Here is a 25,151-nt window from a genome sequence, read left to right on the forward strand (position 1 = left end):
TTCGGCACCCTTCTTCTGAGCTCGCAACCGGCACGTCGTGCGTGCCGGATCGGTCCCCGGACGGCCCGGGGACGCTTCGTGTCATGGGAGAGACGGGCCGGCCGCGGAGTCATCACGCGACTTTCCAGATTTTTTTCCTCGCCCGGGTGAGCCGTGCCCCGGCCGGGGTGGCGGGACGGCAGCCCGGCTGGCGCCCGGTGGCCGAGTTAGCCCGTTCGGGAGCCCCGGATCCGGTTGGCGGTGACGGTTCGCCGCTTCGTGGGTGACAATGGTTGGACACTCACGGTGGTGTGGTCGGGCAGCCGGTCCTTCCCCCCATGGAGGCGATCGAGGAGGATCCCGGCGTGCCGGACGAGGAAGCCGACGGGTACGTCGTGAGCGACCCTGAGTTGATCACTCAGGTCCGCAACGGTGACCGTCAGGCGTTCGGCGAGTTATACCGGCGGCATTCGGGGCCGGCCACCACGTTGGCCCGGCAGTTCGCGCGCAATGCGGCCGAGGCGGACGATCTGGTCTCCGAGTCGTTTGCCCGGGTGCTGGACAATCTGCTCGACGGCAAGGGCCCGGACTCGGCGTTCCGTGCCTACTTGTTCACCACGATCCGCAACACCGCCTACGACCGCACCCGCAAGGACAAGCGGCTGCAGTTCACCGACGACATGACCAGCCATGACGCACCGGTCCCGGGTGACGACCCGGTGCTCATGAAGATGGAGAGCGGGCTCGTCGCGTCCGCGTTCGCACAGCTCCCGGAACGCTGGCAGGCGGTGCTCTGGCACACCCAGGTGGAAGGCGAGTCACCCGCCCAGGTCGGCGCCCTGCTCGGGATGGCGCCCGGCGCCGTGTCCTCGCTGGCATTCCGGGCGCGGGAGGGCTTGCGCGAGGCCTACCTGCAGGCCCATCTGGCCGAGACCGCGGCCGAACAGTGCCGCTCGACGGTCGAGCGACTCGGCGCCTGGACCCGCGGCGGGTTGTCCAAGCGGGAGACCCAACAGGTCGACGCCCACCTCAAGACATGTGACCGCTGCCGGGCACTGGCCGCCGAACTGCAGGAGGTCAACCACAATCTGCGTGGCCTGCTGGCTCCGCTGCTGCTGGGTGGCGCGGCGGCCGGCTACCTGGCCACCCTTGGGCCGGTCACCCCCCTCGCGGTGCCCGGCGCACTGTCCGCCGGGGCGGGCGGATCCGCCGGCTCGGGATCCGGCGGGGCCGGCTCGGGCGGGGCCGCGGGGGCCGGTTCGGGCGCGGCGGGGGCCGGCGGTGCGGGCGCCGCCGGGGGTGTCGGTGCCGCGGGCGTCGCGGCGGCCGCCGCTGCCGCTGCGGCGGGGGCTGCCGCTCTCGGCCTGGGCGCGCTGGCCGCCGCGTCCGACAGCACCGCGGCGACCACTTCGGCCGGTGGCGGCGCCACCGGTTCGGCCGGCGCGGCGGGTGGCTCGACGGCGGGAGGTGCGGCGGCCCCAGCTGCGGCGGCTGCGGCCGGCGGGACGGCCGCCGGGGCCGGGTCCGCGGCCGGCCTGTCCGGAATAGCGGCGAGCCTGGGCGTTGGCGGCCTGGTGGCCGCCGGCGCGGTCGTCGCGGCCGCGGTGATTGCCGCGATCGTGCTCATCGTTTCCAACAACTCGCCGGCGACGACGAACACCGCCGACCAGCCTCCGGCGGTCGCTGCTCCGGCGACGACGAGCGGGGCCGACGGGAGCGACGGCACGGGCGGGCCGGACGGCACCGGCGGTGGGAGCGCTACCGACCCGTCCGGGTCGAATTCTGGCGGCGCCGGGTCGGCGGCGCCGACCGCGGCCGGGGCCGGCACCGGTACCGGCACCGGCACCGGCACCGACGGAACGGGGACCGATGGCACCGGGGCCGGGGCCGGAAGCGGCGGTGCCGGGACCGGCTCAGGCACAAGCACGGGCGGAACCGGAACGGGCACCGGCGGAACGGGCACCGGCGGAACGGGCACCGGCGGGACGGGCGGAAGCAACGGCGGCAACGGCGGCAACGGCGGCAACGGCGGCAACGGCGGCAACGGCGGCGATACGGGCAACGGCGGCACCACGGAACCCCAGCCCACCCCGGCCAACCTCACCGTTTCCGCCGCTCCGCAACTCACCGGCACCTTGTTGGCCGGCGGTTCCGCGTCCGTCACCGCGACCATCACCAACACGGGTCAGCAGCAGTCCGCCGCCGCACCGATGTCGGTGCAGACATCAGGGGGCGTCACGGTCACCCGGGTCGATGTCGGGCCGCAGGGAAGCGGCTTGCGGGCCGCCGCCCGCGCCGCGGTCCCCCTGTCGTGCAACCCGACGGCCGAGCAATGCTCCGCCGATGTCACGGTCGCCGGGGAATCGAGCGTCAGGGTGACGATGACGATCAACGCCAGCCGGGAGTCCACCGGCGGGCGGGCCTCCGTCAGCCTGCTGGGCAGCACCTTCGACCTCCCACTCACGGTCGAGTCGCCGGTGACCTCGCTCGTCGGCATCCCCCGAGCCCCGCTGACCAACGACGGCTCGGGCGGAACGATCGACGTCCGTGCGTCGATGGGGATCAGTGGATCCCCCGAACCGATCGTCTTCGCGTCGAACGATCAGAGCGTCCGGTTCACGGCAACGACTGGGTGTGTCCCGGCTTCCGACCGGCCGTCGGACGGGCCGTCCGACAGCGTGCGCTGCACTCCGCAGTCCGACGGCAGTTTCGCGTTGTCGGTGATCATCCAGCGGACACTCACGGCCCCGACCACCCTCCCGGTGAGCGCCACCGATTCGGCCGGACGCCCGCTGCAACTCGTCGACGCCCAGGGGCGGGCCATCCCGGTCGGCCAGGCCCCCGCCGACCTGGTGCCCGGGCCGACCGTCACCCAGGTGCCCGTGTCGGGCGGCATCGGCCAGATCACCGTCGACGTCACCAACGCCGGGCTGCTGGCCTCGACCGGCCGCGAGCAGGTCACGCTGAAGGCACCGGCGGGTGTCCGGGTCACCGGCGCCCGGATCCCCGACGGCGAGTGCACGACCACCGCCTGCCCGCTCCCGGTGCTGGCCGGTGGCGGGTCGGTCACTGCCGTGTTCACCGTCGAAGCGGATCCGACGATGCCCTCCCAGCCGGTGCAGCTCGCGATCGCGACGGTCGAGGGCGCCAATGGTGACCCACTCGAGGCCCGGTCGTTCGAGCTGCCCGTCGACCCCGGCATCACCGGCCTCAACGCACAACCCACCCAACTCGTCGCCGACGGCACGACCCAGACCGTCCAGGTCATCGCGGCCCTGGCTCAGCCGGGGGTCAAGGGAACGGTCATCGTCAGCTCCACCAGCACCGAGGTGACGTTCGTCGGAACCGACTCCTGCACCGTCGGCGAAAACGGCCGGGCGACCTGCACCCCCGGTGCGGGCGGCGGATTCGACCTCGCCGTCACCATCGACCCGGGCCAGGAGGCCGGGCCACTGCCGATCACGGCCCAGGACGAGGCCGGCCGCGACCTGGAACTGGGGCCCGAGGGAGCCGTGCAGATCGTCGCCCCTGCCGACCTCGACGTCGCCTTGGGCACCGTGATTCAACCGGTCGCCGGCGGCCGGGGCAGCGTCACGGTCACCGTCACCAACTCCGGCGGGGTCGCGTCCGGCACCGACCAGTCCCTGGTGCTGACCCTGCCGAAGGGCATCACCGCCGGCACCACCACGACGACCGGCGTCACCTGCGCGGATACCACGTGCACCCTGCCGCCCGTCGCTCCGTCGGCGTCGCTGACCGTCACCCTGACCCTCAACGCCACCCCCGCCGCCACCGGCGGCACGGCCGAGATCAAGCTCGGCAACCAGCGGACGACCGGACCCTTCGCCCTCACGGTCGGCCCCGGGATCACCACACTCCGGGTGGACCCCCGCACCCTGGTCGCCGACGACCTTCCGCAGACCGTCACCGTCACGGCCGGTCTGGCCGACGGGGTCACCGACCCCGGTCAGATCACCTTCGGCGCGCCGACCGGCGTCACCGTCAGGTGCGCCGGAGGCGACCCGGCGACCTGCGATCTCGGCCCCGGCAACTCCGTCGAGCTGACGATCACGGCGTCGGCCGACGCACCGATCGGGCCGCTGGCGTTGACCGCGACCGACGAGCGCGGCCGCTCGATCCTGGACAACAACTTCGGTGCGCTGGTCGTGGCCGCCCCGGCCCGGCTGACCTTCGACGGAACCCCAGAGATCGGCAAGGAGCCGGTGGCCGGTGGGACCGGCGCCATCCAGGTCACCGTGACCAACTCCGGCGGCGTCGCCTCCGCCGACGGTGCAGCTGTCGGGGTGGAGCTGCCGGGCGGGTTGACGCTCTCGGCCATCACCTGCGGTCAGTCGGACGAGGTCGCCGACCTCGCCGCCGCCGCCCCGGACGGGTGCACGCTGCCGCCGCTGAACCCGGGCGAGAAGGTCACCGTGGAGGTCGCGATGCACGCATCGCCGGCCGCTACTGGCGGAATCGCCGTCCTCAGGTTGCCCGCCGACTCCGCCGGCGTGGCCCTCAAGGTCGGCCCGGGCCTGAACCTGCTCACTGCGTCGATGACCGGCGCACTGGTCGCCGATGGTCAACCCCATGAGGTGACCGTCACCGCGATCCCCGTGGACGAATCGGTCACCGAGTTCGGCGACATCACCTTCGACAGCGGATCGGATCAGGTCGACGTCACCTGCGGTGAATCGACCGGGCGGCGGGTCACCTGCCCGTTCGACGGCGAGAGCCGGCAGATCGGACTCACCCTCGCACCGGGAGTGACGGAGCTGACGGGCTTCGTCACCAAGGACCAGCGTGACCGGACGATCGAGAACACCTTCGGGCAGCTCCCGGTGCTCGCGCCGAGCTCGCTGACGCTGTCCGACCTCACCGTGTCACCGCTGATCGCCGGGGCCGGCGGCACCCTGACGGTGACCGCCACCAACACCGGGGACGTGCCGACCGCCGCCGGTCTGGACATCCGGGTCATCGCGCAGGATCTGAATGGCCGCGAACTGGACCCGAACCCGCTTCGGATCATCGGCGCCACCCCCGAGAACGCGGTGAACTGCACCGGTGAGGACTGCACGCTCAACCCGGTCGCCGCGAACAAGCCGGTCGGCCTCACGTTCCAACTCGGTGCCGCAGCCACGCTGCCCGGCGACAAGATCCGGGTGACCATCCAGGTCGGCCAGATCGCCGCCGACCCCGTCGAGACCGAGGTCTCGTCGCCGATCACCGGGGTCACCATCGACCCGGCCACGGATCTGTCTCCCGACGGCCGGGCTACCACCCGAAAGGTCGAGGTGGACGGCGAGCTGTCCGGCCCCGGAGCGCTCACGCTGAGCTTTGGCGACGCCGTCACCGTCACCGGAACGACCTGCCAGGCGGGTGCCGGCCCGGGTCTGCTCACCTGCGACGGCACGGCCTTCGACATCACGATCACGGTGCCGATCGGCACCCCCGCCGGCCCGCTGGCACTGTCCGCGTCCGACGCCGGGGGGCGATCTGTTCCCGTCACCCCGCTGGCCATCGCGAAGCCGGCGAGCCTGCAGGTGGCCGCCATCAAGAACGCGCCGCTGACCGCCGGCGGCCAGGGTTCGTTCGATGTGCTCGTCCGCAATACCGGCGGCTCCCCGTCGCTCGGCGATGAGCGTGTCGGCGTCACCGTGCCCGAGGGCTTCACGGTGACCGGGATGACGATCGACGGCGTGCGCTGTGGCGCCGCCGCGACGTTCGCGGCAACCGGCGACGGGTGCGCCCTGCCGAGCATCGGCAGTGGTGACGACATCTGGGTGACCGTCGACGTCTCCGTCGAGCCCGGCGCCCCCTCCGAGGCCACGGCCCAGGTCGAGCTCCCCGATCAGCCGGCGGTCCCGGTCACGCTGGCCGTGCAGGCCGGGATCACCGGCCTCGAGGCCGACCCGGAAACCACGCTGCCGGCCAACGGTGCACCCCAGCCGGTGACGCTCACGGCCACAGTCGCCGACGGTGTTCGGCCGGGGTCGATCACGGTCACCTCCGACGACCCCGCCGTCCGGGTGGTCTGCGCGGACAAGCTCACCTCGTGCCCGGTGCGGGACGATCACACCGTCGCGCTCCAGATCACCGTGCCCGACACGTTCGCGGCGAAGCAACTCACCCTCACCGCGTCCGATGCCAGCGGCGAACGGACGATCCAGGTCAAGCCGATCACCGTGCTCAGCGCCCCGCGGCTGGTCGCCGGTGATCTGATGCTCAACATCCGGCCGGTCGCCGGTGGGCAGGGTCAGTTCTCGGTGACCGTCCGCAACGGCGGGGCGTCGCCCTACCTCGGCGGCGATCCGATCAAGGTGGTGGACGTCTCCGTGCCCGGCTACACGATTGCCGGCATCGACCCCGGCGACGGCACGCAGTGCACCACCAGTTGCGCGTTGCCGCCCATCCCGGCCGGGAAGTCGGTCACCGCCGTGCTCAAGATCGATGTGCCGGCCACGACGAAGGCCGGCTTCTACGACCTGAGCGTCAGCCTGGTGCGCCAGCAGCACATCCAGTTCGCGGTTGCCCCGGCGTTCAGCCAGGTCGTCGCGAGCCCCCCAGGACCGTTCCCGGCCGGCACCTCCCCCACCCTGGCGCTGACCGTCCGGCATACGGATGAATCGGCCGAGCCCGGCCCGCTCACCGTCACCTCGGACAGCCCATTGGTCAGCCTGTCCGGCTGCGGCGGTCAGGTGTCGACGCTGACCTGCCAAGGTGACACGTTCACCATCACCGTCGCCATCGACGCCAAGTTGGTCGCCGGACGGCTCCCGGTCACCATCACCGACGTTGCCGGGAACAAGGTGCCGCTGACCGACGGCTCCAGGGAACTCCAGGTGAGCGCGCCCAAGCTGGTGCTGTCTCAATTGACGGTGGTCGAGCGGTACTGGGGCAGCACCCGCAACTGGCCCATTCGCATACCGGGAGTCCCGACGGTCGACCTCACCGTGGCGCACCTGCGACTGACCGCGACGAACCCCGGCAGTTCCGCCGTCGGCCCCACCCCGATCCAGGTCGGTGTGACGAACCTGGTCGGGCCGTTGGTCCAGACCGGACTGCTGCAGTACTGCGGCGCGCCGCTGAACATTCCCTGCTATCTGCCTCGACTCGGCAGCGGCCAGACCGCCACGGTGGATGTGTGGGTCGGCCTCCGCTCCGGGGAAACGACCGGCAGCGTGAGCGTGACGGCCGACGGCTCGTCCCAGTTCGCGCAGGTCAACGCGGTGCAACCACCGGGCGTCAGCACATCGCCCACACCTGGCACCGCGACGACGATCCCGGCCGAGCCCGGTGGACCGACCGTCACGACGGCCCCGAACCTCACCGAGGCGCCGAACGGATCAGTCAAGGAGTCGACCACCGTGCCGCTGCCGGGCACCGTGGACGCTGCTCCGAGCATCAGCGGGTCAACCGACGCCACGACCGAACTGCCGCCGCCCACCGGTTCATCGGCACCCGAGAGCACGACCCCGGAAACCGAGCTCACCCGGTCATCGATGTCGGAGACGACGTCGGTGCCGAGCACCGGCGCGACGGCCAGTGAATCCCCGGCGCCGACGGATGAGGCCACCGAGCCCGCGAGCAGCACGCCCCCGCCCGACCCGGCGCACCTGGCCCTGGGCTCGCCGGTCGTCCGGCAGCCCCCCGCAGCAGCAGGCTCGGGGACCATCACCCTGACCGTCCGCAACGACGGCGGTGAGACCTCAGCCGGCACGGCGGTGAAGCTGACCCTGCCGGCCGGCATCAGCGCGGCCTCGATCACCGTCGACGGCGCCGACGCCGGGACCGGCACGAGTTGTACCCTGCCGGCCATCGCACCCGGGGAATCGGTCACCGTCACGGTCGACCTGGCAGTCGGCTCCGATGCGCAGGATGGCACCGCCCGGTTCGACGTCCCCGGGGGCTCGGTGCAGGTGGACCTGACGATCGACCGGCCCGCCCCGTCGCCCACCCCGGCGGCAACGTCGAGCTCCGACCAGCCGGCCGACCGCCCGGAGGGTGCCCCGATCCCGGTCGGTGATCCGGTCACCGTGAGTTCCGCACCTCCGGCATCGTGAACACCCTCCGGTGGATCCGACGCCGACAAGCCGCGACCGAGGGTAGATTCGGTGTCGTCCGGTGCGGTTCGGAAAAGGCGGCCGGCAGAGGCTCGGGTCAATTTACCGGCCTTTGACGAAACCTTTACCGAAATTTGAATATTTCTCCGGGGTTGCGCGCCTGAGACGTTTTTCTCTTTCGCGGGTCGGCTCCTGGACTACCAACGTTTGCCCCGTAGACTCGCATCGTGGCCCTCATCGAAACCGTGCGACAGCACCTGCCTGTCAAATACCGGGAACTGGCAAAGTTCCTGGTCGTCGGGGGCACCAGCTACGTCGTCGACGTCGGCCTGTTCAGCCTGCTGTCGCACACGGTCCTGGCCGAGAAGGTCGTCACCGCGAAGGCGATCTCGGTCGTCATTGCCACGATTTTCAGTTACATCCTTAATCGGGAATGGTCGTTCAACACCCGGGGTGGCCGCGAGAAGCACCACGAGGCGATGCTGTTCTTCGTCGTGAACGGAATCGCGCTCGGCCTGAACCTGGTTCCCCTGGCGGTCTCCCAGTACGTCCTCGGGATCAACGCCGGCAACTACTCTGCGCTCACGGTCACGGTGGCCAACTTCATCGCGGCCAACGTCATCGGCACCGCGCTGGGCATGGCGTTCCGCTTCTGGGCGTACCGCAAGTTCGTGTTCCCGGAGGAGCTGACCCCCTCGCATCCGGAGATCGTCGCCGTGGAGACCGCTGCCCAGGCCGCGGCCGAGGCGCCCGCCACCGAGCGGATCCCCGGCCAGCCGATTCGTCCGGACTCCGCCGGCTACACCCGCCACGCCTAGGCGTCAGACGGACCCGTCATCCTGACGGGGCCGGTACGCTCGCGGATTCCGGCGACGGCTCCGGGTCGCCATCGACGGGCGGCGTACTGACGGTCAGGAATATCGCGAACGTCGGTGGCACCGCCCGACGAAGCTCCAGCCGACCGCCGTCGGCCTCGACGAAGGCTCTGGCCAGACCCAACCCGATGCCGGTCGACGACGCGGTGGATACCCCACGGTCGAAAACGTGCGCCACGAGCCCCTCCGGGATGCCGGGGCCCTCGTCGCTCACCTCCAGCGCGACCATCCCGCCGGAACTGCGGCCGGCCGGGCGGACCAGGATGGTCACCGACCCGGCCCCGTGCCGCAGCGAGTTTTCCACCAACACCCCCATGGCCTCGCGGAGCCGGCCCGGAGTTGCGTGGACACGCACGTCCCGGCTGCACCGCACGGTCAGCGAACGGCCGACCGCAGTCAGCTGCGGACCCCAGTCCGCCTGGATCTCGGCCAGCTCGTCGAACAGCTCCAGCTCGCTGGCCCCGGCCGCCCGCTGCGATCGAGCGTTCGCCAGCAAGTCGTCGACGACCGTGACCAGGCGGTCGGTCTGCTCGAGAGCCTCCTGCACCTCGGCCTGCACGTCCGGGTCGGGGTACTCGGCCAGCTCCTCCAGCCGCAACCGCAGGCCCGTCAACCGGGTCCGCAACTGGTGAGAGATGTCGCCGGCCAGGTCGCGCTCCCGGGCGATCAGCTCGGAGATGTCCTGCGCGGACGAATCGAGGACATCGGCCACCCGGTCGAGTTCGGGAATGTCGTAGCGCCGGCGGAAGGTGCGGAAATCGCCCGAGCCGAGCCGGGCCGCCCGCCGGGCGACGTCGGTCAACGGAGTGGTCAGCCGCCGGGCGGTGAGCACCGCTACCCCGGCTCCCACCACCACCGACAGCAGCACGGCCAGCGCCACGAGCGCGAGAGCCTTCCACTGCTCGGCCCGCAGATAGCTCTCCGGCACCGACAGCCGCAGGTTCCCGCCGCCGGCCATGGCCAGCTGCTCGGAGTAGACCTGGTTGGACGGTGACGTGCCGATGGACTGGTCGATCCGGCCGGCCATGGTGATGTCCAAACGGCCGCCCGGCGGCACCGCCGCCGCCAACTGTCCCAGGTCGATGGCCGACGAGCTGCTCTGATTGGCGATCGATGCGGCAATGGACTCCAGGCGGCTGTTCAGGTCGCTGCGCATCAGGTCGTCGACGACCCGCCAGGACACGATGGACAGCGGCACACCCAAGGTGAGCACCGTCGCCGCGATGACGAGCAGGATGGAGACCAGTACCCGTCGACGCATCAGAAGCCCGAGTGAGACGGATTCCGTCGACTCGTGCGGCGAGCCCGAGCCACCGCACTCAGTCCGTTTCGAAGCGGAAGCCGACCCCACGCACGGTCGAGATCCGCTGGTCCGCCCGGTCCCGGCCGTTGGCCGCCGACCGCGCGATCTTGCGCCGCAACCAGGACATGTGCATGTCCAGGGTCTTCGAGGTCTTCATCGTCGGGTCGTTCCACACCTCGGACAGGATCTCCTCGCGCGTGACGACCTGACCGGCCCGGCTCATCATCACCCGCAGCAGCTCGAACTCCTTGTTCGACAGGGTGACCTCGACCCCGTCCACCTCGACCCGCCGGGACCCGGTCTCCACCCGAACCCCACCGATCTCCATCAATGCGGGCACCCGGCGACGCAGCAGCGCGCGCACCCGGGCCAGCAGCTCGGCCATCCGGAACGGCTTGGCGACGTAATCGTCGGCGCCCGCATCCAGGCCGACCACGAAGTCCGCCTCGTCGGTGCGGGCGGTGAGCATCAGCACGGGCAGATCCTTGCCGGCCGCCCGGATCCGCCGGCACACCTCGAGCCCGTCCAGGTCGGGCAGGCCGAGGTCGAGAATGACCAGAGTGATCTCGGCGCCGTTCTCACCGAATGCGGCGACCGCCGCGCCGCCGGTAGGCGCGGGCCGGACCTCATAGCCCTCCCGCTGCAGCGCGCGGGTCAGCGGCTGCGCGATGGCCGGATCGTCCTCGACCAACAGCACCGTCGTCACGACGACCACCATACGGTGCCGGCCGGACCGGACCGCCGCTCGTCGCCGGGCGGCGGGTGGGCGACCCCGGGAACCGGCGCGACGATCGGCCGATGGACCCGGATCGGTTCGGACGGGCCCGATCCGGCCCGCGCGGCCGGACCGGCCCCGGCCCCGGCGATCGGATTGTTCGCTGTCGGGCGGTCCCGATCAGGGCCGCGCGGCCGGACCGGCCGGACCGGCGCCGTCCTCACCGGGCGGGGCGGCGTCGACGGTGGGCGAGCGCAGCATCACCGTCGGATCCGGTTCGTCGAAGTTCGGCAGCGGGGTCGACCCGGTGGGCTGGGCGTGCCGGCCGCGGGTCGCGCCGGCCTCTCCCGGCGCCGTCGTATCCGCTCTCGACGGCGGGCCACCCGCGGGCGTCGCGCTCGCCGCGTCGGTTGCCGACCCCGACCCCGACGGCGCCGAACCGGACGCGATCGGCGACCGGGTCAGTACCGTCGGCGCCGGCTCATTCAGGTCGTCGCCGGACATGTCCGCGGCACCGGCGGCCGGGCTCCGCGTGTAGACGGTCGGCTCGGCCGACGCCGGCGGCTCGCCCGCACCCGGCGACGTACTGCTCGACGGGGCCGCGCCCCACGCGGCGGCCGGCGGCGGATAGCTCGGCTGCTGATACCCCTGCGGGTGACCGGACGCCGGGTAGCCCGGCGCTCCCTCAGCGGGATAGCCGGCCGGCGGCGGATACCCGCCCGCCGGCGGCGGATACCCCTGCGAATACCCCGCCTGCGGCGGGTAGTTCGGCGGGTAGCCGGGCGTCTGCTGGTAGCCCGGCGGCGGGTACCCCGGACCACCCGGCGGGGGATACCCCTGGGTCTGGCCCGGCGGGGGGTACCCCTGGGCGGGGGGCGGATAACCCTGGCCGTAGGCCGACTGACCGTAGGGCTGACCGTACGCCGGCTGACCGCCCGGCGGCGCCCCCTGCTGGGCGGGCCACTGCCCCGTGCCGGACTGCCCGGCGTGGTGGGCGCCGGCGGGATCCGGACCGGGGCGCGCCTGCCGGTCCCGGTCGTCGGGGCTGTCGCCGGCCGCCCAGTCGTCGACCTCCATGTGCCCGCGGTGCAGCAGTTCCTTCTCGTCGCGGATCAGCTGGTTGAGCATCGACTGGACCTTGGACAGGTTCGCGACATTCCGGAACTTCAGCGGCTGGTCCGCCGACGACTCCACGATCAGCGATCCGAATCCCATCAAGCGACCCCAGAAGGTGACCTCGGTTTCGATGTTGGCGATCTGCCCCAGCGGAATCTGGTGCTCCCGACGGGACAGCAGGCCGGTGCGGAAGAAGATGTGGTGGCTGCTGATCACGAAATGCTCGGTCCGCCACCGGATGAACGGAACGAGCACCAGGACGAACAGCGCGATGACCGCGACGGCAACGATCGCCCAGGTCGCCCAGCTCGGCCAGTCGCGGCCGTTCAGGAAGGCCAGCAGTGCGGCGCAGCCACCGATGATCAGCACGAAGAAGATGAACGGGAGGACCAGGACCTTCCAGTGCGGGCGCTTGCGCACGTAGATCTTCTCGCCGGTGACCAATAGATTGTCCGGGTAGGGCATGTCACTCTCCTCGACGAATCCCCTGGACCGGGCGGTCCGCGCCGACCGTCGTGCGCGTGACCGACGGGCGCTGGGATCACGCTACCGCCGGACCGTCGGCCCGACATCAGGACGCTCTGATCACCGTGATCGCGACACCCGAATCGCCCCGACCGGGTGACGCCGGGACCCCGCGGGCTGGTCAGCGGTCACCGAAGGTGCGCCGACTCGCCAGACATACAGGTTCCCGACGAGCTGAACCCGCATAGCTGGCGAGTCGGCGAACGCGCCCGATATGCGGGTGTGCGGCCGAGTTGATCAGCCCCGCGCGGCGGGCTCGGCCGGCCGCGGAACGGGGGTGCGGGGACCGAAGACCACGGAGCCCAGCCGGACGATCGTGGCGCCTTCGGCGACGGCGTCGAGGTAGTCGCCGCTCATCCCCATCGACAGCTCGGTCGCCGCGTCCGCTCCCGGCCATCCCTCGCCGACCGCCCGGTCCCGGATGCCGGCCAGCTGCGCGTACCCGCGTCGCACCGCCGCCCGATCCGGCGAATTGAGGCCGATCGTCATGAAGCCACGCACCGTCAGGAGGGGCGCGTCCGCGACGGCCGCCACCAGCTCACGCACGGCCGCCGGCGGCGCGCCGGACTTGCTCGCCTCCCCCGACACGTTCACCTGAATCAGCACGTCCAATCCGCGGTCGAGCACCGCGAGCCGGGCCTGCAGCCGAGCGGCCAGGGCGGCCGAGTCGAGCGTCTGCAGGCACCGGATGTACGGCAGCACCTGGTTCACCTTGTTCGACTGCAGGTGGCCGATGAAATGGGTCTCGTGCGGGACGTCGGCCAGTGCGTCGGCCTTGGCCAGCACCTCCTGGACCCGGTTCTCGCCGATCAGGGTGCCGCCGGCGGCGAACGCCTCCCTGATCACGGCGGGCGGCATCGTCTTGGTCGCCAGCAGTATCCGCACCTCGTCCGGATCCCGTCCGGCGAGCAGCGCGGCGTCGCGGACCCCTTGCCGGGCCGCGGTCAGCCGCTGCGCGACGGTGGACGCGACACGCGACGGATCAGACACAGCGTCGACCCTAATCGCCGGTACCGGGCGATCGGCGGCCGCGCCCGAGTACGGCCGGGCGCGACCCACCGGTCATCATCGACCCGAGGCGCCGCCGAGTCGGCCGGACCGGCCGCGCCGACGCCCGCCGTGGAAGGCCAACCGCCCACCGATCAACGGCAACCCGCCGTACCGGATGCAGTGGCCGCTGGTGCCGTTGTGCACGCCCTGCTGCGCCGCGTCGGGAGGGCGGTCGGCACGCGCCCGTTCGTGGCGGGTTGGCGCAGCAAGGCGGATCATCAGATGCGCTCCTGACTGACGGTCAGCCGGTCGGCGACGTCCGGACATGCACGACGTCACCGACAGTGAAAGATCGGCGAGCCCCGGAGGCCTCGCGAACAGTGAGCGCGCCTCCGGCGTCCACGTCGACGGCTTCCCCGAATACCCAGTGCTCGGTCGGCAGCAGCACCCTGACCTGCGCGCCGACCGTCGAGCACACCGAGAGGTAGGCCGGGCGGATCCCGGCCACATCCACGTCGCCGGCCGCGGCCGTCCAGCGGTCGCACCATTGGGCCAGTTCGTCCAGGATCGCCGCCAGCAGGGTGGCGCGGTCGGCGACCCCACCGGACAGGGTCAGCGACGTCGCGTCCGCCCGGGGCAGCTCCTGCCGGGTGAGGGAGACGTTGATGCCCGACCCCACGATGAGCAGGCCGCCCGCGACCTCGCCGAGAATGCCGGCGCACTTCGCGCCGCCGATCAGCACGTCGTTGGGCCACTTGAGCGTCGCGTCGACCGCGGCGGACCGTCGAAGGCCGGCGACGATCGACAGGCCGAGAACGGCCCCGACCCAGCCGCGCCGGTCCATCGGCACGGCCGGCAGGTCCAGCGCGACGGAGAACATCAGCCCGGCTCCTGGTGGGCAGTGCCAGTCCCGGCCGGCCCGGCCTCGTCCGGCGGTCTGTTCCTCGGTGACCAGCACCTGGCCCTGACCCACTCGACCCGACTCGGCGCGGGCGGCGAGATCGGCGTTGGTCGAGCCGGTCTGCGCCGTCCAGTCGATCGTCCACCGACCGGGTGGGGCCAGCCGGGCGACCACATCGGCGGGATCGATCGGGGCCCGGGGATCGTCCGGAGTGGCAGTCGACACCCGGTCACCGTAGGCGACCGCGGATCACCGAGACCGCGAGACGTCCGACGAGCACCGGACAGGCACCCTCGGGTCGTTCGATCACGCAGCGGCTGCGTGCTCCGACCCGCTACGGCAGACCGACGTGCCCGCCGCGCATCTTCCACATGAAGTACTTCTCGAAGCCCAGCTTCATGGCGTGATTCTGCGGGCCCGGGATCAGCACGCCGTGCTTGCGGGGCGGCAACATCTTGTCGGCCAGGATCAGCACGCCGTTGTTGCCGGCGTCCATCACGCAGACCGCCGGGATGTCGCCGAACTCCTTGTGCAGCCCAGGTTGCTCGCCGCGGATCTGCGCGGCGATGTTCATGCCGGCCACATGGGCCTGCTGCTCGGTCGGGAAACCGGTCTTGGGAATGCCGACCGGCGTCGGCGTCTGCCACGGCACTGCCACCGCGGCGGCGATGCCGACCGCGTAGACATCGTCGTGCGTCGGGGTCTGGTAGGTGTCCCGGACCTTGACATAGCCCTTGTCGTCGGCGATGTCGGTGGCCTTGGCGATCACCTCCTGCCCGACGAAGGGCGGCACGATCATCGCGAAGGAGAAGTCGACGGTTCGGCCGTCGGCCAGCACCACCCGACCGTCGTCGACATGGTCCATGGCGACGCCGACCACCGGCTCGATCCCCTCCTTCTTCAGGAACATGCCGAGCAGCGATTCGCCGTGCGGCAGGCCACCGATGCCGAAGTGCCCCAGGAACGGCTCGGAGGTGATGTACGTCAGCTTGACCTTGTTCTTCAGGCCGGCCCGACGAAGCTGGTAGCTGGTGTTGAACAGGAACTCGTAGGCCGCACCGAAGCATCCGGCCCCCTGCGTCGCCCCGACGACCACGTCACCCGGCTCCCGCAGCAACCGGCGCCACGCCTCGCCGGCGTGCACCGCGTCCTCCAGGGTGGTGATCGTGGACGCGTTTCCATCCGGTCCCAGACCCGGCACGGCCTGGAAGTTGTTGCGGTATCCGGTGGCGATCACCAGGTAGTCGTAGTCGTAGGGGCCGGCCGTCGTGCTCACCCGCCGGGCCGCCAGGTCCAGTTCCGTCGCCTCGCCGTGCACGAAGTCGACACCGTGTTCGGCGAACGTGGGAGCCAGCGGGAAGGTGATGTCCTGGGGCCGCCGCTTGCCGAACGGCACCCAGATCAACGAGGGATTGAACAGGAACCGGTCGGCGGCCGACACCACGGTGACGTCGACGTCCCCGTGCAGTTCCTGTTTGACCGTCAACGCGGCGGTCAGCCCGCCGAAGTTGCCGCCGAGCACCAGAACCTTCTTGCGGGTCATCGCTCCTCCTCTGCGTGGCACTGCGGTGGGCCACGACTGGAATCAGGCTGCGCCCGCCCGCGGGCGGGCCACCAGGGTCGTTGGACTCGACTCGGGTGTGAAACTCAGACTCACCCCGCGTGAACTGCGTCTCACGGTGGTCCGACGGGCGGGACCGGCTGGGTACCCTCACGCCCGTGAGTCGGACCACTGATGCCCCCGATGTCGCCGCCCCCGCAGCCGCGGCCGGCGGAGCCCCGCCGAACGATGCCGGTTCGGCACCGGCCGGTCCGCCGCACACCACCGCGGGCAAGCTGGCCGACCTGGATCGCCGCCTGGACGAGCACATCCACGCCGGGTCGGATGCGGCCGTGCAGCGGCAGCACGCGAAGGGGAAGCTGACCGCCCGCGAGCGCATCGACCTGCTGCTGGATCCCGGTTCGTTCGTCGAGTTCGACTCGTTCGCCCGGCACCGGTCGACCAACTTCGGCCTGGACCGCAACCGGCCCTACGGCGACGGGGTGGTGACCGGGTACGGCACCGTCGACGGCCGGGAGATCTGCGTGTTCTCCCAGGACGTCGCCGTGTTCGGCGGCTCGCTGGGCGAGGTGTACGGCGAGAAGATCGTCAAGATCCTCGATTTCGCCTTGAACACCGGCCGGCCGGTCGTCGGGATCAACGAGGGCGGCGGCGCCCGCATCCAGGAGGGCGTGGTCTCCCTCGGCCTGTACGCCGAGATCTTCAAGCGCAACGTGCACCTGTCCGGCGTGATCCCGCAGATCTCGCTGATCATGGGGGCCAACGCCGGCGGGCACGTCTACTCCCCCGCACTGACCGACTTCATCGTGATGGTCGACAAGACCTCGCAGATGTTCATCACCGGGCCCGATGTGGTCCGCTCGGTCACCGGCGAGAAGGTGACGCTGGAGGAGTTGGGCGGCGCCCGCACCCACAACACCCGCTCGGGCAACGCGCACTATCTGGCCAAGGACGAGTCCGAGGCCATCGAGTACGTCCGCGACCTGTTGTCCTATCTGCCGTCCAACAACCTGACCGGGCCGCCGGTGACCCCCGGGTACCGGGTGGACGCCGAGGAGCTGACGCCGGACGACCTGGCCCTGGACACGCTGATCCCGGACTCGCCGAACCAGCCGTACGACATGGCCACCGCCGTCCGGGCGGTCCTGGATGACGGCGAGTTCCTGCCGGTGCACGAGCTGTACGCGCCGAACGTGCTGGTCGGCTTCGGCCGGGTGGAGGGCAAGCCGGTCGGCATCGTGGCCAACCAGCCGATGCACCTGGCCGGAACCCTGGACATCAACGCCTCGGAGAAGGCGGCCCGGTTCGTCCGCACCTGCGACGCGTTCAACATTCCGGTACTGACCTTCGTCGACGTGCCCGGCTTCCTGCCCGGCACCGACCAGGAGTGGAACGGCATCATCCGGCGGGGCGCCAAGCTGATCTACGCCTACGCGGAGGCGACGGTCCCGCTGATCACCGTGATCACCCGCAAGGCCTACGGCGGCGCGTACGACGTCATGGGCTCCAAGCATCTGGGCGCCGACGTCAATCTGGCCTGGCCGACCGCGCAGATCGCCGTCATGGGCGCGTCCGGGGCGGTGAACGTGTTGTACCGCAAGGAACTCGGTGCGCTGGCCGAGCAGTTCGGGCCGGACTCGGCCGAGGTTGCCGCGGAGCGGCTGCGCCTGCAGACCGAGTACGAGGACACCCTGGCCAACCCGTTCGTCGCCGCCGAACGCGGCTACGTCGACCAGATCATCAAGCCGTCCGCGACCCGCGGCGCGATCACCCGGGCCCTGCGGGTGCTGGCCGACAAGCGCCAGACGCTGCCGCCCCGCAAGCACGGGAACATCCCCCTGTGAGCGCAGGGCGGGCGGGAGGGCTCGAGATCAGAGCGAACCATTCACGCCGCAGCAGTGCGCCCGGCAGGGGCGCGGAGCGTGCGAGCGCGCCGTCGGGAGCAGTGCTGTGAGCGGACGGCCCGATGGCGGCGCAGCGTCCGCCCGACCGGCCACCCGCCGCCGCGACGACGAGGACGCGGCTACCGTCATCGCCATCCTGACCGCCATCGCCGCCGCCTCGAATGAGCCGGCGCCGGACCCGGCGGCCCGGTCGGTGTGGGGCGATCCGGCGCACCGGCTCGGCCTGGACCCGGCGTCACCCGTCGGCTGGTGGGCCTCGGGGCTGGCCCGATGACCCGCCAGCGGCTGACGGTGGTCCTGGCCTCGGCGTCGCCCGCCCGCCTCGGCGTGCTGCGGACCGCCGGGCTCGACCCGATCGTGCGGGTGTCGGACGTCGACGAGGACGCGATCCTGGCCCGGCTCGAGCTGGCGCCCGCAGAGGAGCGGGTGCAGGCACTGGCCGACGCGAAGGCCGACGCGGTGGCGGCCGCGCTGATTGCCGAGAATGCCGGCGAGGCCGGCACGGTCGTGATCGGCTGCGACTCGATGCTGCTGATCGACGGGGAACTGCAGGGCAAGCCGGCGGACGCGACCCAGGCCCGGCTGCGCTGGCAGCAGATGGCCGGCCGGGACGGCCTGCTGCTGACCGGGCACGCGGTCCGGCTGGTCCGGGACGGCCGGATCGCCGCCGCAGTGACCGATGCCGGTTCGACCATCGTCCGGATGGGCCGGCCCAGCGAGGCCGAGCTCGACGCCTACCTGGCCACCGGCGAACCGCTGCGGGTGGCGGGTGCCCTGACCATCGACGGCTTCGGCGGCTGGTTCGTCGACGGCATCGACGGCGACGCCGGCAACGTGCTGGGCATCTCGCTGCCGCTGATCCGGCGGTTGCTGGCGGACGTCGGGATCTCCGTCACCGACCTGTGGGTCGACCCCTGACTTTCCCGGACCGATGGCACCACCCGGACCGATCCAGCTTCCCGGACCGGCAGAGACAGAAGAGGAACGCTTGTGCACACCGTGCTGATCGCCAACCGCGGCGAGATCGCCGTTCGGGTCGCCCGCGCCTGCCGGGACGCCGGCCTGCGATCGGTCGCCGTCTACGCCGACCCCGACCGGGACGCGCTGCACGTCCGGGTGGCCGACGAGGCGTTCGCCCTCGGTGGGGCGACGCCGAAGGATTCGTACCTGGACATGGCCAAGCTGCTGGACGTGGCGGCCCGCGCCGGAGCGGACGCGGTGCATCCCGGCTACGGGTTCCTGTCGGAGAACGCCGATTTCGCGCAGGCGGTGATCGACGCGGGGCTGACCTGGATCGGGCCGACGCCGCAGGCGATCCGCGACCTGGGCGACAAGGTGACGGCCCGGCACATCGCGGCCAAGGTCGGCGCGCCGCAGGTGCCGGGCACCAAGGAGCCGGTCGGCGGCGCCGACGAGGTGGTCGCATTCGCGCAGGAGCACGGCCTGCCGGTCGCGATCAAGGCGGCCTTCGGCGGCGGCGGCCGCGGCCTGAAGGTGGCCCGCACCCTGGAGGAGATCCCGCACCTGTACGAATCGGCGGTCCGCGAGGCGGTGACCGCGTTCGGCCGCGGCGAGTGTTTCGTCGAGCGGTACCTGGATCGGCCGCGGCACGTCGAGGCGCAGGTGCTCGCCGATACCCACGGCACCGTGATCGTCGTCGGGACCCGGGACTGCTCGCTGCAGCGGCGCTACCAGAAGCTGGTCGAGGAGGCTCCGGCGCCGTTCCTGTCCGACGAGCAGCGGTCGGCGATCCACTCGGCCGCGCGGGCGATCTGCCGGGAGGCCGGCTACCACGGCGCCGGCACCGTGGAGTTCCTGGTCGCCGACGACGGCTCCGTCTCCTTCCTGGAGGTGAACACCAGGCTGCAGGTCGAGCACCCGGTGTCCGAGGAGACCAGCGGGATCGACCTGGTCCGCGAGCAGTTCCGCATCGCCGACGGTGAGAAGCTGCGCTGGACGGACGATCTGCCGCCCCGTGGGCACTCGTTCGAGTTCCGGCTCAACGGTGAGGACCCCGGTCGTGGCTTCCTGCCGGCGCCGGGCGTGGTGTCCCGGTTCGTGCCGCCGGCCGGCCCGGGGGTGCGAGTGGACTCCGGGGTCGAGTCGGGCTCGGAGATCGGCGGCGCGTTCGACTCGCTGCTGGCCAAGATCATCGTCACCGGCGCCGACCGGGAGGAGGCGCTGCAACGGTCGCGGCGGGCCCTGTCCGAGATGGTGGTGGAGGGCATGGCCACGGTGCTGCCGTTCCACCGGGCCGTCCTGGACGACCCGGCGTTCACCGCCGCCGGCGGGTCGTTCGACGTGCACACCCGGTGGATCGAAACCGAGTTCGACAACACGCTGCCGGCGTTCGACCCGGCGTCGGCGGCGGCGGCCGGGGAGGCCGGGGAACGGCAGACGATCGTCGCCGAAGTCAACGGGCGGCGGGTGTCGGTCACGCTGCCGGCGGAGGTCGCCGTGTCGACGTCCGGGGCCAGCCGCTCGGCCGGCCCGGCGGCCCGGCGGTCCTCGAAGCGCGGCGGGTCGGCGCACCACTCCCCCGAAGGCGGCGGCGATTCCGTCGTCGCGCCGATGCAGGGCACCGTGGTCAAGGTCGCGGTGGCCGTCGGCGACACCGTCGCCCCGGGCGACGTCGTCGCGGTGGTCGAGGCGATGAAGATGGAGAACCCCATCCCGGCGCACAAGGCCGGCGTCGTGACGTCCATCAACGTCGAGGTCGGCGGGTCGGTCACGGCCGGCGCCGCCGTCGCCGAGATCGAGGACGCCCCGGCGGAGGGCTGACCGTCCCTTCGTGGACCTGTCCCGGTCAGGCATCCGCCCGGGCTCGGGCTTCGAGCACCTGCGGGACATTGGCCTCCGCCCAGGCCCGGATCGCGTTGATCGGTTCGAGCAGCGACAGGCCGAGCGGGGTCAGCCGGTACTCGACCCGCGGCGGCATTTCCGCGAACGCCCGCCGCGCCACCAGGCCGTCGGCCTGCAGCGCGCGCAGCGTCTCGGTGAGCACCTTCGGGGTGATGCCGCCGATCCGGTTCTTCAGCTGGGTGAACCGCATCGGCCGGGTGCTCAGCGCCGCGATGACGAACATCGACCAGCGGTCACCGATCCGTTGCAGGATCACCCGGCTCGGGCAGTCCACCCCGAACACGTCGAAGGGTTCGTCCACCGCTCGCCTCCATGGTTACCTCGGGGTGATCACGTTTCGTTGAAGTAATCAGTATCCAATTCATACCATCGTCGACATGAAGATCATCATCACCGGCGGGACCGGGTTCATCGGCGGCGCGGTTCTCCGACAGTTGGTCGCCCACGGCCATGAGGTCACGGCAATTGTCAGGAGCGGAGCGGCCGCGGAGGCCGCCGCGACCGCCCGGGCCACCCCGCTGATCGGAGACCTCACCGACATCGCCTGGCTGGCCGACCAACTCGGGAAGGCCGACGGGGCGGTGCACGCGGCGACGCCCGGCGACGCGAGCGCCGCCGGCTTCGACACCGGCGTCGTCAAGGCGGTCGGTCACGCGTTCGGCGGCACCGGTCGGCCCTACCTGCACACCGGTGGAATATGGGTGTACGGCGCGAACCCGAACATCGTCGAAGGGTCGCCGTTCGACCCGCCGGCCCTGGTGGCCTGGCGCCTGCCGGTCGAGCGGTCGCTGCTCGATTCGGACGTGGCGGCCACCGTCGTCGCCCCGGGCATCGTCCACGGTCACGGCCGCGGCATCCCCGCCCTGGTCGCCGGCGGCCCACGGGCGGCATCCGGTGCCCTGACCATGATCGGCGACGGCAGCCAGCACTGGGTCACGGTGCACGTCGACGACCTCGCCGAGCTGTACGTGCTCCTGTTGGAACGGGGCTCGGGGCTGGGCACCATCATCGGCGCAAGCGGCGAGAACCCCACCGTCCGGCAGTTGGCGACCGCCGCGGCGGGCCCGGCCGGCGTGCTGGCCGCATCGGTGTCCGACAGCCGGACTCGCCTCGGCGACGATTTCGCCGACGCACTGCTGATCAGCCAGCAGGCGACGGGTGAGCGAGCGCGGTCGCTCGGGTGGAGCCCGTCCCGACCCGGCCTGGTGGCGGAGTTCGTCAGCGGTTCGTACGCGGGCGGCTGATCCGAGGTCGGCAGCGCATGGCCAGGCCGAGGTCGACCAGATGGCACGCGGTCGCCGGGACGGCCCGACCCGGCGTGCGACCCACCACCGCATCGAGCTCGGCCGGCCGTATCGCGCGGCCCGGCCGCGTCCTTCCATCGGATCCGCGCGCAGCCGCACCCCGTCATCGATCCGCCCCACCAGGGTTCACAGCCGGTTTGTCGTCCGTCGATCCCGCTCTGCGTTTCCGTCCACTGTTCGGTTCGGGCCGCCCTCCCACTGGACATCGCTACAGTCGAAGGCGTGAGCGCACCATCATCGGGACCGGATCCGTCGCGGCTACGGATCGGCGACACCGAGCGAAACTCCGCGATGGACGCACTCTCCGAGCATCTGGGCAAGGGGCGGATCGACCTGGACGAGTTCGGCACCCGGAGCGCTCAGGTCACCCAGGCGCGGACGGTGGCCGACCTGCAGGCGCTGTTCACCGATCTACCGGCGCCGCACCCGACGCTGCCCGGGCCGCCGGCGCCCGTCCGAGCCGCGGCCATTCCGGTCACGCCGTCGGCGGGAGTGCCGGCCCGGCCGGACGACACCCGCACCCCGGCGCAACGGGGCGCCGCGGTGCTCCTGGCCGCGTCCGGGATCATCGCTCTGGTGCTGTTCTTCCTGGTCAAGACCTGGCTGGTGTTCCTGATCCCGGCCCTGATCGCGGTGGTGACCAGCGCGTTGTGGGGCAGCGACTGGCGCAACCGATCCTGACCTGACCCGGGATCAGTCGGTGGCCCGGCGGACCAGATCCAACAGCGCCGTCGCGTAGGCATCAGCGGGGCTGCCCGCCGGATACCGGGCGGGACCGGGTCCACCGGGCAGCACCACCGTCACGCGATAGCCGGCGCCGTCCCGGGCCAGGTTCCGGAAGGCACCACCGAGCAGTTCGCGTAGCTGGTCCTCGCGCGGGAGCCAGAGCGCGTCGTCGGCCGAGGTGGAGTCCAGCGCCCATTCGGTCGTGCCGTTGAACGCCAGCACCGGCCCGGTCGACGCCTCGTGTGCCTCGACCACCATGTCCGAGAGGGTGAACACCTCACCGTCGAACGTGCCCCGGGTCAGCATGAATCGATCCCCCGACCGGGGGTGCCACACCAGGCCGGCATCACGGAGCGCCGCGGCGAGTTCGACCGAGATCACCGCGCCATTGTCCCGCGCGCGGACGGCGCGGGCACGCGACCCGACCCCGACCCGCCCCCGCAACCCCGGCTGCACGGTCGGCGGCTGGACGGGTCAGCTCGGGTAGAACGGGGCGGAGCCGTTCAGGAAGGGCTGGCCATCCACGGGTGACTGCCACTTGCCGTCGGCCTGGCTTCCGTCCAACTGCCAGACCCGGCCGCTGAAGGTGATGAGCAACGGCTCGCTGACGGCCGCGGCCAGGCCGTCGATGTTGCCGAAGATCCCGTTGTCACTGATCTTGCGCGACTCGTAGCCGTCGATGCTGAGGTTCCACAGGCTCCGGAACCCGTTCGGCGCGTTCGCGGCCGCGACCACCAGTTCCAGCGAGTTGACAAAGGTGATCGGCCCGACGTCCTGCAGATCGGACCGGAGCACGGTCAGCCCGGTGATCTGCAGCGGGCTCTGGCCGGCCGACTCGTCCCGGCTCCCGCCGTTCGGCGCGGTGCTGGTCGGCGCGGAGGCGCCCTCGGCGGCCGCCGGCTTGAGCACCCCCAGGTACAACTGGTCGCCGACCACGACGGCCACCCGCACCCCGTCGGGCGAGAGCGCCAACGCGGTGACCGCACCCTTGCCGGCGAGCTCATCCGCCGGCACCCGTTCCCGGCTCGGTGGCCCGGACGTGGAGACCCGGTAGACCTCGGGTTTGGTCCCTCCGTTCTGCACGACCCACGCCTCGTCGCCGGACCGGGTCAGGCTGGGCTGGGTCAGCGTGTCGGCCTTCAGCGCGGGATCTGCCCGGTCGACCTGGTCCGGCGAGGTCAGCAGCAACTGCTCCCCGCCGCCGGGGTCGACGGCGACGGCCGCGGTCACCCGGGTCGTCGCCGACGCCGCCGCCGACAGCACCGTCGGCGATCCCGTGCCGAGCGGTCCGGCGACCGGTTTGCCGTCCAGCAGGCCGGTGACCGCCCCGCCGGGACTGACGTAGAACGGGTCGGACGCGACCTGCCCGGTGCCGGGTAGCCGGTCGGGGTCGAACGAGGACACCGAGTTGATCGTGTAGACCGGTTGCGCCGGGTCCAGGAGCACGCCATCGACGCTGATCGCGATCCGCGGCGTCGTCGGCGACAGCGTCCACACCACCTGGGCGGCCAACGCCCGTCGAGCCTCGGTGGTGGACACGTCCACACCGGTGAAGTCGATCTGCAGGACTCCGTCCGGGTCGACGGAGGGGTTGGACCGCAGGGCGGACCTGCTGCTGAAACTGCTGGTCACCGCGCCCTGCAGGGACACAGCGGGACCGTCCAGCAGCATCGCCAGCAGCCGATTCGCACGGTTGGCCGTCGTCTGGCCGATGATGATGTGCCGGACGTCGGGCACCACCAGCGTGCCCGAGGGGTCGAGGAAGTAGAGCACCCGTTGGCGGTAGGCCGTCGGGAAGTCCGATGCCGTCAACAGCAGGTCGGGTGGTGGGTCGCTGATCCGCCATTCGTCGTCGACCTTGACCAGGTGGATGGCCCGGGAGTACACGACCCCGGACGAATGGAAGGCCCGGCTGCCGTCCAGACCACCCGGTGAGTTCCCGATCACGCTGACGGTGCCGGATTCCATCGGATCGGCTTCGGTCCGATAGTTGTCGTCCAGGATCACGACCGGCAGCTGGCTCGGCTGCCAGCCGGCCTGGGCGTCCGGGGTGAGGTACTGCCGCGCCGCGGCGAAGCTCGACCCGGTGCCGCCCTCCGACTCGGGCCGGGCGCTGGCGGCGATGAAGCCGCGGACGATCTGGTCCGGCCCGGCGCCCGGCGTCGGCGCGTCGGGCACCACCGGTTCCACCTGATCGGCGATCCGGGTGACGTCGAAGGCGGCGCTCGAACCGGGGATCGCGGTGCACCCGGCGATGAGCGCGCCGACCATCAGGACGAGCAGGGCGATCGGCCCGGCCCGACGACGGCGTCGGTCCGGCATGACGA

General features: G+C 71.7%; 17 protein-coding genes. 8 read left to right on the forward strand and 9 right to left on the reverse strand.

The annotated features are described in order from the left end of the window. The first annotated feature begins 317 nt into the window (after positions 1-317). Both ACILSK_RS06110 and ACILSK_RS06115 read left to right on the forward strand, forming a co-directional pair. Positions 318-8,042, forward strand: a complete 7,725-nt coding sequence (locus tag ACILSK_RS06110) for a sigma-70 family RNA polymerase sigma factor (protein WP_395726249.1) — start codon at positions 318-320, stop codon at positions 8,040-8,042. A 227-nt stretch (positions 8,043-8,269) separates the two neighbouring features. Next, positions 8,270-8,860: a GtrA family protein gene (locus ACILSK_RS06115; protein ID WP_395726250.1), complete on the forward strand. Its 591-nt coding sequence runs from the start codon at positions 8,270-8,272 to the stop codon at positions 8,858-8,860. 16 nt (positions 8,861-8,876) lie between these two features. Here the strand turns inward: ACILSK_RS06115 and ACILSK_RS06120 are convergent, their stop codons facing one another. From ACILSK_RS06120 to ACILSK_RS06145, 6 genes are all read right to left on the reverse strand, one after another. After that, positions 8,877-10,178: an ATP-binding protein gene (locus tag ACILSK_RS06120; RefSeq protein ID WP_395726251.1), complete on the reverse strand. Its 1,302-nt coding sequence runs from the start codon at positions 10,176-10,178 to the stop codon at positions 8,877-8,879. Positions 10,179-10,236: 58 nt separating this feature from the next. Continuing rightward, on the reverse strand, positions 10,237-10,926 hold the full coding sequence (locus ACILSK_RS06125) for a response regulator transcription factor (protein WP_395726252.1): 690 nt from the start codon (positions 10,924-10,926) through the stop codon (positions 10,237-10,239). Between the two features lie 189 nt (positions 10,927-11,115). Continuing rightward, positions 11,116-12,516 carry a PH domain-containing protein gene (locus ACILSK_RS06130; protein WP_395726253.1) on the reverse strand — a complete coding sequence of 467 codons (1,401 nt, stop codon included), beginning with the start codon at positions 12,514-12,516 and terminating at the stop codon, positions 11,116-11,118. Positions 12,517-12,813: 297 nt separating this feature from the next. Beyond that, positions 12,814-13,566, reverse strand: a complete 753-nt coding sequence (locus ACILSK_RS06135) for a YggS family pyridoxal phosphate-dependent enzyme (RefSeq protein ID WP_395726254.1) — start codon at positions 13,564-13,566, stop codon at positions 12,814-12,816. Between the two features lie 301 nt (positions 13,567-13,867). Further along, positions 13,868-14,692 (reverse strand): biotin--[acetyl-CoA-carboxylase] ligase, encoded by an 825-nt coding sequence (locus ACILSK_RS06140; RefSeq protein WP_395726255.1) that lies wholly within the window; start codon positions 14,690-14,692, stop codon positions 13,868-13,870. Positions 14,693-14,801: 109 nt separating this feature from the next. Next, on the reverse strand, positions 14,802-16,010 hold the full coding sequence (locus tag ACILSK_RS06145; protein ID WP_395726256.1) for an NAD(P)/FAD-dependent oxidoreductase: 1,209 nt from the start codon (positions 16,008-16,010) through the stop codon (positions 14,802-14,804). Positions 16,011-16,303: 293 nt separating this feature from the next. Here ACILSK_RS06145 and ACILSK_RS06150 point away from each other — a divergent pair, with 293 nt between their 5' ends. From ACILSK_RS06150 to ACILSK_RS06165, 4 genes are all read left to right on the forward strand, one after another. Beyond that, positions 16,304-17,872 (forward strand): acyl-CoA carboxylase subunit beta, encoded by a 1,569-nt coding sequence (locus tag ACILSK_RS06150; RefSeq protein WP_395726448.1) that lies wholly within the window; start codon positions 16,304-16,306, stop codon positions 17,870-17,872. Positions 17,873-17,978: 106 nt separating this feature from the next. Further along, positions 17,979-18,206: an acyl-CoA carboxylase epsilon subunit gene (locus ACILSK_RS06155; protein ID WP_395726257.1), complete on the forward strand. Its 228-nt coding sequence runs from the start codon at positions 17,979-17,981 to the stop codon at positions 18,204-18,206. Then, positions 18,203-18,850 carry a Maf family protein gene (locus ACILSK_RS06160; RefSeq protein ID WP_395726258.1) on the forward strand — a complete coding sequence of 216 codons (648 nt, stop codon included), beginning with the start codon at positions 18,203-18,205 and terminating at the stop codon, positions 18,848-18,850. The genes ACILSK_RS06155 and ACILSK_RS06160 overlap by 4 nt, the downstream gene beginning before the upstream one ends. A gap of 72 nt (positions 18,851-18,922) precedes the next feature. Continuing rightward, positions 18,923-20,713 carry an acetyl/propionyl/methylcrotonyl-CoA carboxylase subunit alpha gene (locus tag ACILSK_RS06165; RefSeq protein WP_395726259.1) on the forward strand — a complete coding sequence of 597 codons (1,791 nt, stop codon included), beginning with the start codon at positions 18,923-18,925 and terminating at the stop codon, positions 20,711-20,713. Between the two features lie 25 nt (positions 20,714-20,738). Here ACILSK_RS06165 and ACILSK_RS06170 read toward each other — a convergent pair whose 3' ends face one another. Beyond that, positions 20,739-21,095 (reverse strand): winged helix-turn-helix transcriptional regulator, encoded by a 357-nt coding sequence (locus tag ACILSK_RS06170; protein WP_395726260.1) that lies wholly within the window; start codon positions 21,093-21,095, stop codon positions 20,739-20,741. Positions 21,096-21,171: 76 nt separating this feature from the next. Here ACILSK_RS06170 and ACILSK_RS06175 point away from each other — a divergent pair, with 76 nt between their 5' ends. Then, complete coding sequence (locus ACILSK_RS06175) at positions 21,172-22,038, forward strand: NAD-dependent epimerase/dehydratase family protein (protein WP_395726261.1); 867 nt, start codon at positions 21,172-21,174, stop codon at positions 22,036-22,038. Positions 22,039-22,320: 282 nt separating this feature from the next. Next, the gene (locus tag ACILSK_RS06180) at positions 22,321-22,779 is read left to right on the forward strand and encodes a DUF1707 domain-containing protein (RefSeq protein ID WP_395726262.1); all 459 of its coding nucleotides are present in this window, start codon (positions 22,321-22,323) and stop codon (positions 22,777-22,779) included. 12 nt (positions 22,780-22,791) lie between these two features. Here the strand turns inward: ACILSK_RS06180 and ACILSK_RS06185 are convergent, their stop codons facing one another. Both ACILSK_RS06185 and ACILSK_RS06190 read right to left on the reverse strand, forming a co-directional pair. Beyond that, positions 22,792-23,205, reverse strand: coding sequence for a pilus assembly protein CpaE (locus ACILSK_RS06185; protein WP_395726263.1), 414 nt, complete (start codon positions 23,203-23,205; stop codon positions 22,792-22,794). A gap of 93 nt (positions 23,206-23,298) precedes the next feature. Then, positions 23,299-25,146: an LpqB family beta-propeller domain-containing protein gene (locus tag ACILSK_RS06190; RefSeq protein WP_395726264.1), complete on the reverse strand. Its 1,848-nt coding sequence runs from the start codon at positions 25,144-25,146 to the stop codon at positions 23,299-23,301. Positions 25,147-25,151 lie beyond the last annotated feature (5 nt).

The sequence above is a fragment of the Nakamurella sp. genome, from assembly GCF_044224575.1.
Taxonomy (GTDB): domain Bacteria; phylum Actinomycetota; class Actinomycetes; order Mycobacteriales; family Nakamurellaceae; genus Nakamurella.

Excerpts from the sequence above, each read along its gene's own strand:
- ACILSK_RS06110 (WP_395726249.1), top strand. The coding sequence starts at position 318 with ATGGAGGCGATCGAGGAGGATCCCGGCGTGCCGGACGAGGAAGCCGAC.
- ACILSK_RS06120 (WP_395726251.1), bottom strand. The coding sequence starts at position 10,178 with ATGCGTCGACGGGTACTGGTCTCCATCCTGCTCGTCATCGCGGCGACG.
- ACILSK_RS06130 (WP_395726253.1), bottom strand. The coding sequence starts at position 12,516 with ATGCCCTACCCGGACAATCTATTGGTCACCGGCGAGAAGATCTACGTG.
- ACILSK_RS06145 (WP_395726256.1), bottom strand. The coding sequence starts at position 16,010 with ATGACCCGCAAGAAGGTTCTGGTGCTCGGCGGCAACTTCGGCGGGCTG.
- ACILSK_RS06160 (WP_395726258.1), top strand. The coding sequence starts at position 18,203 with ATGACCCGCCAGCGGCTGACGGTGGTCCTGGCCTCGGCGTCGCCCGCC.
- ACILSK_RS06175 (WP_395726261.1), top strand. The coding sequence starts at position 21,172 with ATGAAGATCATCATCACCGGCGGGACCGGGTTCATCGGCGGCGCGGTT.
- ACILSK_RS06190 (WP_395726264.1), bottom strand. The coding sequence starts at position 25,146 with ATGCCGGACCGACGCCGTCGTCGGGCCGGGCCGATCGCCCTGCTCGTC.